Raw genomic sequence first — 4,727 nt, 5'->3', positions numbered from 1 at the left:
GGCTAAGATGAATGGCATTTCTAAGCGTCCGGTGGCTTCGATGACAATACGTTCAGGGTGGTACTTTTTAATGGTTTTGATGGCTTGTTTAATGCCTTTTTCATCATTGGAGACATTAAAATAGATATCGAGAGGACGGATATAGATATCTAATTGTGACTTGCCGGTATCAACGCCGACATTAATGTTTTGCAGTGTATTTGTATTCATAATAAGCTAACTCTTGCTTGCTAAATGCGGGTTCGAGACCCAGAAGACTATTCGAGTGTGGTGCTTGGAGTTCTATCTGACGTTCGCTCTTGTTATCGGTCTCTCGATAGAGGAGCCACACTTCAATCGAACTATCAGATAGAGAACTTTAGTTGCAGCTAAAGTCTGGGTCTCACTTTACCCTGATTCGTTAGTTATTATCCATACAAACGCTTCAAGAGGGACAGCCAACGCGTGGCATTTTTATAATGCGTTGGTTTTTGTGGTTACGTTGTTATGCGGAAAGTTGGTCGTGGCGTTGGCTGCCCCTTAAGCGGGCGTTATGTGCCTAATAGTTTTCAACGTCTATATTAGTTATATCACAAGGAAATCATATGTTTAGAGTCATATATGAGTGGCGAGTGCCATCTAATAAAATGGATGAATTTCAAAAGGTTTGGAGTTCTACAACTGACTCTATTCATCATACAGTCGAGGGTGCTCTCGGCAGTTTTATGCTTCATTCCTTTGATAAACCTGAAAAGGTACTAACGATTGCTAAGTGGCGCTCTCGACAAGATTGGGAGTTATTTTGGGAAAATAGTAATCCTGAAAAAATGCAGAAAATGCGTGAAATCGCTGAACGAATTTCGGTGGAATCGTTCGACGAAATAGAAGATCGGAGTAAATAATAACCCCGGCACATAACAAACAATTCAAGCAGACCCTCAACGCGTGGCATTTTTATTATGCGTTGAGTTTAGTGATTAAGGTGTTGTGCGGAAAGTTGGTAGTTGCGTTTCGGGCTACTTAATTGGGCGTTATGCTTAATCACCAAAAATCAGTAGTTTATGATTGTTCTTTGTTCCCTTGGCTTTTGAGTTTCGTGCTTGTCGGCAAATTGGCTTCAGTGGGCGCTGTTTTCTGGACATCCATTCTTGGGCGCTAAAAATTCTGAGAGTTGCCTCAATCAATTTTCGGGCAAGCACGAGGTTAGGTCGGTTGGCTCAACCAGAAATTTGATCTTAGGTTTTTTCGTTTTAGCGGCCAAAGTTCCAAGTCTGATTTTCAAAATGATGAGTCATTTCAGTTTTTTGGTTTTCGGCTTTTGTTTGTGAGTTAAAGTCGAGTTAATCTTGGTTCTGGTAAAACGTAAGTCATTGAAGCTTAAGCATAACAAACGCTTCAAGAGGGACAGCCAACGCGTGGCATTTTTACCATGCGTTGGTTTTGGTGATTTCGGTGCTATGCGGAAGCTTAGTAGTAGCGTTGTCTGCCCCTTAAGCGGGCGTTAGGCAAGGTGAGTTTTTATCAGCTAAATCGAGTTTGAATTGAACGGTAAATTCCATGTTTTGTGGCTTAATTTAAGCAATAAATAATCATCACATATTTGTTGTTTCTTGATCGCGTTGGGTTGTTTAGCGCTGTGAGTTTAGCGGCAAAATAACCTTCAGCATCCAAACGTCCGCCGAGCATGCTACGCTCGTCACTTTTCTTCCAAATCGCTCAATTTGAGTTTTTTTTGTTTCTTTGCTGATTCAGCATTTTGGTTTATAAATGAATTGGTTAGTTTGTTTCAAGTTTACAAAAAAGCTCGTTCTTTGGTTGTGAAAGTGTCGGTGTCAATTGGTTGGCCTAACAAACGGCTCAAGAGGGATTGCCAACGCTTGGCGACTTTGGTGCAAAATTGAAATTCAGTGTTTACAGTGTGTTTTTTGAGTTCGGCTATGCGTTGTCAACCCCTTAGCCGGGCGTTAGGCGATACTAGACATCGACAGGCATTGATGGTGATAATGCCTTCCTTTGTTATCAATCTCTAAATTTATATTTGGCTCATAATCAAAGGTTACAATCGATGCGTACTCCATTCCGTTTTATCTTATCCTTACTTGGGCGAGCCAATTCTCATGAAGCGACAGAGCTCATTACTGGGGCAGACGAAACAAAGGTTGTTTCCAATGAGCCTGTGATGAAAAGCGCGCTGAAGACTCATATTAAAAATTTAGAAGGTAAGCAGCGTGTTTATGATGCGACCTTAGAGAGTTTTATTAAAACCAACCAGTTTTCATTGAGTATTGCGGAAAAAAACTGTTTTGGATTTGAAACTGGGTATCGAGACCTTTGCAAGCTATTTGCGATTGGTCACTATCTACCATCAGTCGCAGACTCTGAGGTAGTAGAGCATTTTTTCTCTGCTCAACAGTACGCCATATTATGGTTACGCCAGATGAATCAACCGAAAGGGGAGCTCATCCCCTTTCAATACCAAGGGGTAGATTTTGCAATTCCAGCTCAAGGTAGAACGGAGTATATCCAGTCATTTGATTGGCTTAATATGCTTTACCTCACTATTGTCACGGGGCGTAATGAGGATTTAAATTTATTAATAGAACTTCTGCATAAGGAGCAAGTGGTATGGCGCTCGGAGCAAAATCGTTATCATCTTGAGATAGTGCTGCATATGCTTGGCCTCCAAGCCAGCTGTGATATTACTGATTTAATCAATCGGTTTATTGCCCATATCCAGCGAGAAGGTCAAACACCTAAGGAGCGCATTCCTAGTTACCACGGGATTACAGTGACCATGGGCTTTTTCGATGTGATGCAAGCTATACATCAGCAAGACCAAGTAGCGTATAACCTATCCATGCATCGTGCTTTAGACATGCATAAAGAGTGGTGGACTCACGATAAGGATTTTAAAACAGATCCGAAAGGTTATATTTCATTACATCTCCTCACGGCAGCCAAATATGCGTATGAAAAATATGGTTATACACTGGATGTGAAGTCAGATTACATACCCAGTTATCTCTACCAGAGATAGTTCATCTGCAAAATCGCCTAACAAAGCGTTAAAGAGGGATTCGCAACGCGTAGCATTTTCGTTATGCATTGATTTTATTAGTTTTTAGTGCAATGCGGTGAGTCGGTAGTTGCGTTGCTCACCCCTTAACGCGGCGTTAGGCATAGGGAAGTTATGGAACTCGTTCAGCTAAACGAGGATGAGCTAAAAATGTTGTGTGATCGCCAATCTGAGTTCAAGTATATTCTTGACGGGATTCCACCAAAGCATGTTTTAGATCGCTCTCTTAATCATTATTGTAATTCAGTTTGTGAAATTTGGTCTTTACCGTACTTTATAAAGTTAAATGATCAGCTAATTGGCAGTTGTGGTTTTAATAACCCGCCGTCTGATTATCGAGTGGAAATCGGTTACAACGTAGCGTTTGATGTTCGTGGTAAAGGTATTGCAACATTTGCAGTTAATAAACTTTGCCAAATTGCTTTTGAATCTGGTTTAGTCAAAGTTGTCTTTGCCTTAATCGCTTCTGAAAATTTAGCTTCACTTCATGTTGTTCGCAAAAATGGATTTATCTATAAAAACATGGTTGTGGATAGTGATGGTGAGTCATTAGAATGTTGGGAAATAATCCAATAATATCAATGCGTTGGTAAATGCCTAACAAGGCGTTAAAGAGGGATTCGCAACGCGCGGCATTTTCGTTATGCGTTGATTTTATTAGTTTTTAGTGTAATGCGGTGAGTTGGTAGTTGCGTTGCTCACCCCTTAACGCGGCGTTATGTTTTATTGAGCCTCAGCAAGATCCATTCAAAAATTTTAATGGGAAAGCTTGGTCTGATTTTAGCGATTTTCTATCCTAATTTATTGATATTATGAGTTTATTGTTCTTTTTTTGTGGCTATTGAAAGTTGAACGATGCTTTTGTGTTTTTGTCGGGTTTTGCTCTGATAAATTGTGTACGCAAAAGATTCAACGGTTGCTGAAAAGTCTCTTTCTTTGGTGTTGTTTGCTCATTGATTCCACCGGCTATTTCGCTTCAGTATGTTTGGGCTCATGAACATCTTGCTTGCTGACAGTGTTTGGTTATCGCAAGTTTATCGATGTTTGTGCGCTTTTGTCCGGCTTTGCTCTGATAAATTGTGTACACAAAAGATTCAATTGTCGCTGAACGGTCTCTTCCTTTGGTGTTGTTTGCTCATTGATTCCGCAGGCTAATTCGCTTCAACTTATTTGGGATCTTATCTGCACCAATGATTGCTGAAAGTAGGCAAGTTTATCATTTTGAGTTAAAGTGGGCGCAAGTAATAAATATTGTAAAAGTTCAATGCAATCAATGAGTAATAAAACATAACAAACGCTTCAAGAGGGACTTCCAACGCGTTGCATTTTTATTATGCGTTGATTTTTGTGGTTACGGTGTTATGCGGAAAGTTGGTAGTAGCGTTGTCAGCCCCTTAAGCGGGCGTTAGCTTACCAATCGAAACTATCGTCCATAATTGTTTATTATTTCAGGTGATTTTGCGGTAACTGAGATTGCCCTAATACAGCTACGATTAAGATGAAATTCTCTTCCTTTGTGAAGTAAGCAGTATGTTTTCCAATCGGAAAGTAAAAGCCGTTACTATATATTTCATGGCAGCTTCGTCCTAAATCAGGATTATCGGCGAGCATTTGAAAGCCAGAAAGTAGTGTTTCTTTATAACGTTGCCACTGTAATTCGGAAAAATTGTTG

General features: G+C 40.2%; 4 protein-coding genes and 1 pseudogene. 3 read left to right on the top strand and 2 right to left on the bottom strand.

Features of this window, described 5'->3' with window-relative positions; translation table 11 throughout:
* A pseudogene (locus tag CAG60_RS02510) lies at window positions 1-210 on the bottom strand (IS110 family transposase); the annotation flags it as partial.
* A 374-nt stretch (window positions 211-584) separates the two neighbouring features.
* On the opposite strand from CAG60_RS02510, the gene CAG60_RS02500 reads away from it, so the two are divergent.
* From CAG60_RS02500 to CAG60_RS02480, 3 genes are all read left to right on the top strand, one after another.
* Complete coding sequence (locus tag CAG60_RS02500; protein WP_099610012.1) at window positions 585-881, top strand: antibiotic biosynthesis monooxygenase family protein; 297 nt, start codon at window positions 585-587, stop codon at window positions 879-881.
* Window positions 882-2,044: 1,163 nt separating this feature from the next.
* The gene (locus tag CAG60_RS02485) at window positions 2,045-3,016 is read left to right on the top strand and encodes an immunity 49 family protein (RefSeq protein WP_161438198.1); all 972 of its coding nucleotides are present in this window, start codon (window positions 2,045-2,047) and stop codon (window positions 3,014-3,016) included.
* A 153-nt stretch (window positions 3,017-3,169) separates the two neighbouring features.
* Complete coding sequence (locus CAG60_RS02480; RefSeq protein ID WP_202598489.1) at window positions 3,170-3,631, top strand: GNAT family N-acetyltransferase; 462 nt, start codon at window positions 3,170-3,172, stop codon at window positions 3,629-3,631.
* A gap of 867 nt (window positions 3,632-4,498) precedes the next feature.
* Here CAG60_RS02480 and CAG60_RS02470 read toward each other — a convergent pair.
* Window positions 4,499-4,727 (bottom strand): type II toxin-antitoxin system RelE/ParE family toxin (locus CAG60_RS02470; protein ID WP_161438197.1); only part of this gene is annotated, 229 nt, incomplete at its 5' end.

Origin of the sequence: Vibrio sp. V33_P6A3T137, from assembly GCF_009904835.1 — a bacterium.
In the GTDB taxonomy this organism is placed as follows: Bacteria; Pseudomonadota; Gammaproteobacteria; order Enterobacterales; family Vibrionaceae; genus Vibrio; species Vibrio metschnikovii.
This window is presented reverse-complemented; position numbering and strand designations above follow the sequence as displayed.